Below are 4,552 nucleotides of genomic sequence, written 5' to 3'. Positions count from 1 at the left end.
AGAAATGACAGCATTTACCCCTAAAAGATAAATGAAGAAATTTATCAATATAATTATTGAGCTTTAGAATAATATCGATAAAAAACAATGTGACATTGTTTTTAAATTAAGTTTTCAATGCTCTCGCTTCTGCAATATTATGCTGCTCCACTAAAGTACGAATCGTATATTCATGATTAGTCTTTTGATCACATGCAAATTTACATTTCTGATCGAGTGGCATCGTACTGCCACCCAATAACGGACAGGCAGCAAATAACTCTGCAACCCAATCAACAAAGACTCTAACCTTGTGTGATAAATGGCGGCTTTGTAAATATACCGCTGAAATCGGCATCGGCGCAGGTGTCCACTGCGGGAGTACTTCTGTTAATGCTCCAGACTCTAAATGATCAGTAAGCATATAACGAGGCCCTTGAATCACCCCAAATCCCTGTAACGCCAAATCAATATAGGCATCTCCATCATTAACCGATACGTTCCCATTGACACTGACACTTTTAATCAAATCATCAACCATAAAATCCCAGTCAAAATTACGACCTGTACGACTTGAAAAGAAATGAATCGCTTGATGATTTTTCTGTAAATCCTCAATCGAGGTCGGAACACCCTTTTTATTTAAATAACAAGGTGATGCAGCTGTCGCACATTGGAAAGTTCCGATACGTCTTGCAATTAAACTAGAGTCTTGCAATTCACCGACTCGAATTGCGCAATCGACAGCTTCGCCGACCAAATCAACTGGACGATCATTCAACCCAATCACAAGATCAATGTCAGGATAACGTGCATGGAACTCACGTAGTCGAGGAATCAAGATCAGTCGTCCAATCGAGACAGGAACATCAATCCTTAATCGTCCACGCGGCCCTCTCTCAGCATCATTAAAAGAAGATTCAACATCTTCAACATCGGCTAAGATTCTCACGGTACGGTCATAATACACAGCACCATCTGGGGTTAAACTCAGCTTACGCGTTGTTCGATTAAGCAAGCGAACTTGTAAATGTTTTTCTAAAGATTGAATCGTTGTGGTCACAGAAGCTCGTGGCAAACCCAGCGTATCGGCAGCCAAACTAAAACTGTTGGTTTCAACAACTTTATTAAAAACTTTCATCGCATGAAATAAATCCACAAGCCCACTCCCAATCCAATAATCTAAACAATTATCTAACGATTATTATAAAAATACGAATAGTGTTATCAAATTTAATGTATTTATTCATTATTGACAAACTTTTATCCTCCTTTCATTCCATAAATCCTGTTTCTCCCATACAGACCATAACTAAAAGTCTGAAAACAGGGATCCAAATAACTAGGAGCACCTCATGTCACTTTCTCGCAAACAGCTGACGCTGTCTGCTGTCATTATTGCCATTTTTGCTACAGGTGGCAGTTTTCTTCTCTTTCAAGAAAATGCAGATGCAAAAGCTACCCCAGCAGCGAATTCTCAACCCGCAACCACAGTAGATGTAGCCACAGTTGTCAATAAAACCATTACCGATTGGCAAGAATACTCAGGACGTTTAGAAGCGATTGATCAAGTCGATATACGCCCACAAATTTCAGGTAAACTGATTGCTGTCCACTTTAAAGATGGTAGTTTAGTCAATAAAGGCGATTTGCTATTTAGCATTGATCCTCGACCATTTGAAGCAGAACTCAACCGCGCCAAAGCTCAACTTGCCTCTGCCGAGGCACAAGTAACGTATAGCTCCGCAAACCTCAGCCGTAACCAACGCTTAATCGAAAGCAATGCCATTGCTCGTCAAGAGCTTGATCAAGCTCAAAATGAAGCCCGCTCAGCAAATGCGAACTTACAAGCGGCCAGAGCTGCCGTAGAATCTGCTCGATTAAATCTGGAATATACCCGAATTACTGCACCTGTCAGTGGTCGAATCTCTAGAGCAGAAGTGACGGTTGGAAACGTAGTTTCAGCTGGAAATGGTGCACAAGTGTTAACTCGACTAGTCTCTGTTTCGCGCTTATATGCCTCTTTTGATGTAGATGAGCAAACCTACCTAAAATATATCAGTAACCAAAGAAACTCAGCTCAAGTGCCAGTGTATATGGGACTTGCAAATGAGTCTGGTTTTTCTCGCGAAGGTTATATCAGCTCCATCGACAATAACCTCGATAGTACTTCAGGCACTATCCGTGTTCGCGCTACTTTTGAAAATCCTACAGGCGTTATGCTCCCAGGACTTTACGCTCGTATTCGTCTTGGTGGAGGACAACCTCGCTCAGCCATTCTCATCAATCCGACTGCAATTGGCGTAGATCAAGACAAGCGCTTTGTGGTTGTGGTAGATGCCAAAAATCAAACTGCATATCGTGAAGTTAAACTGGGTGCTCAACAAGATGGCTTACAAATCGTTGACGCTGGTTTAAAAGCTGGTGAACGTATCGTGGTCAATGGTCTACAACGAATTCGTCCCGGAGATCCAATTACACCACACCTTGTTGCTATGCCAAACGCGCAAATCATTGCAGAGAATACCTCCTCACAACCTCAGCCTACAGACAAAAACTCAACTTCGGCCAAAGGTTAATCCAATATGAATATATCTAAGTTTTTTATTGATCGGCCGATCTTTGCTGGCGTGCTGTCAGTATTGATTTTGCTGGCGGGCCTACTTTCTGTCTTTAAGCTTCCAATTTCCGAATATCCCGAAGTTGTGCCACCCTCAGTTGTGGTACGTGCCCAATATCCAGGGGCAAACCCTAAAGTGATTGCAGAGACCGTGGCTTCTCCGTTAGAAGAATCTATTAACGGCGTTGAAGACATGCTGTACATGCAGTCCCAAGCAAACAGTGACGGCAACCTGACGATTACAGTAAACTTCAAGCTAGGTGTTGATCCAGATAAAGCACAACAACTGGTACAGAACCGTGTTTCGCAAGCGTTGCCCCGCCTCCCAGAAGACGTACAACGTTTAGGTGTTACAACACTAAAAAGCTCGCCCACTTTAACCATGGTTGTGCATCTAACATCTCCAGATAACCGCTACGATATGACTTATCTGAGGAACTATGCAGTCCTCAACGTCAAAGATCGTTTGGCTCGTTTGCAGGGTGTTGGCGAAGTTGGGCTGTTTGGTTCTGGCGATTATGCGATGCGAGTTTGGCTAGATCCACAGAAAGTCGCTCAACGAAATCTCACCGCCACTGAAGTCGTCAATGCAATTCGTGAACAAAACATTCAAGTTGCAGCGGGAACTATCGGGGCTGCACCCAATGATTCACCCTTGCAACTATCCGTGAATGCTCAAGGTCGTTTAAGTACTGAACAAGAGTTCTCTGATATTATTTTAAAAACAGCTGCTGATGGTGCTGTGACCAAACTCGGCGATGTCGCACGCGTTGAACTTGCAGCATCTCAATATGGCTTACGTTCATTACTGGACAATAAACAAGCAGTCGCAATTCCAATTTTCCAAGCACCGGGTGCTAATGCGTTACAAGTTTCTGATCAAGTGCGTAGCACCATGCAGGAACTTTCTAAAGATTTTCCATCCTCGATTAAATACGACATTGTTTACGATCCAACTCAGTTCGTACGTGCCAGTATCAAGGCTGTTATTCATACCTTACTTGAAGCGATTGCTCTAGTTGTCGTGGTTGTAATCCTATTTCTACAAACATGGCGAGCATCCATCATTCCTTTACTCGCTGTACCTGTTTCGATAATTGGTACATTTGCACTGATGCTGGCGTTTGGTTATTCCATCAATGCACTTTCGCTATTCGGGATGGTTCTCGCTATCGGAATCGTAGTCGATGATGCGATCGTCGTGGTGGAAAATGTTGAGAGGAATATTGAAGCAGGTTTAAGCCCAAGAGATGCGACTTATCGTGCCATGCGTGAAGTGAGCGGCCCGATTATTGCGATTGCCCTGACTCTTGTTGCCGTGTTCGTCCCTCTTGCATTCATGACAGGTTTAACAGGTCAGTTTTATAAGCAATTCGCAATGACGATTGCTATTTCAACTGTCATTTCAGCATTCAACTCTCTTACCCTTTCGCCTGCCTTAGCTGCAATGTTACTGAAGGGTCATGACGCGAAACCTGATGTACTGACGCGTTTTATGAATCGTGTCTTTGGACGCTTCTTTGCATTATTCAATCGTGTATTCTCTCGTGCTTCGGACAAATACGGTCGAGGCGTGAACCGCGTCATTTCCCATAAAGCTTCAGCAATGGGTGTCTATGCTGCATTACTTGGTCTGACCATTGGGATTTCATATATCGTTCCCGGAGGATTTGTTCCTGCTCAAGATAAACAATACCTGATTAGTTTTGCCCAATTACCAAATGGTGCTTCACTCGACCGCACTGAAACTGTGATTCGAAAAATGAGTGATGCCGCGCTCAAACAACCCGGCGTCGAAAGTGCCGTAGCATTCCCCGGTTTATCCATCAATGGCTTTACCAACAGCTCAAGTGCAGGGATCGTCTTTGTCACCTTAAAACCATTTGATGAACGTAAAGGCGCTGATCTTTCAGCCAATGCGATTGCTGGTGCATTAAATCAAAAATATGCTGC

The 4,552-nt window shown here is 43.3% G+C and carries 3 protein-coding genes; 2 read left to right on the top strand and 1 reads right to left on the bottom strand.

Going from position 1 to position 4,552, the window contains the following annotated elements:
• Positions 1–106: 106 nt before the first annotated feature.
• Positions 107–1,138 (bottom strand): LysR family transcriptional regulator, encoded by a 1,032-nt coding sequence (locus B4237_RS08950; RefSeq protein ID WP_278596606.1) that lies wholly within the window; start codon positions 1,136–1,138, stop codon positions 107–109.
• Between the two features lie 196 nt (positions 1,139–1,334).
• Between B4237_RS08950 and B4237_RS08945 the strand changes: the two genes are divergently transcribed.
• Positions 1,335–2,558 carry an efflux RND transporter periplasmic adaptor subunit gene (locus B4237_RS08945; RefSeq protein WP_278596605.1) on the top strand — a complete coding sequence of 408 codons (1,224 nt, stop codon included), beginning with the start codon at positions 1,335–1,337 and terminating at the stop codon, positions 2,556–2,558.
• 6 nt (positions 2,559–2,564) lie between these two features.
• On the top strand, positions 2,565–4,552 hold a 1,988-nt coding region (locus B4237_RS08940; RefSeq protein ID WP_286942781.1), incomplete at its 3' end, for an efflux RND transporter permease subunit.

It is taken from the genome of Acinetobacter sp. UBA6526 (assembly GCF_002434875.1).
GTDB classification, from domain to species: domain Bacteria; phylum Pseudomonadota; class Gammaproteobacteria; order Pseudomonadales; family Moraxellaceae; genus Acinetobacter; species Acinetobacter venetianus.
The sequence above is the reverse complement of the archived record's forward strand: the minus strand, read 5'-3'. Positions and strand labels throughout refer to the sequence as shown.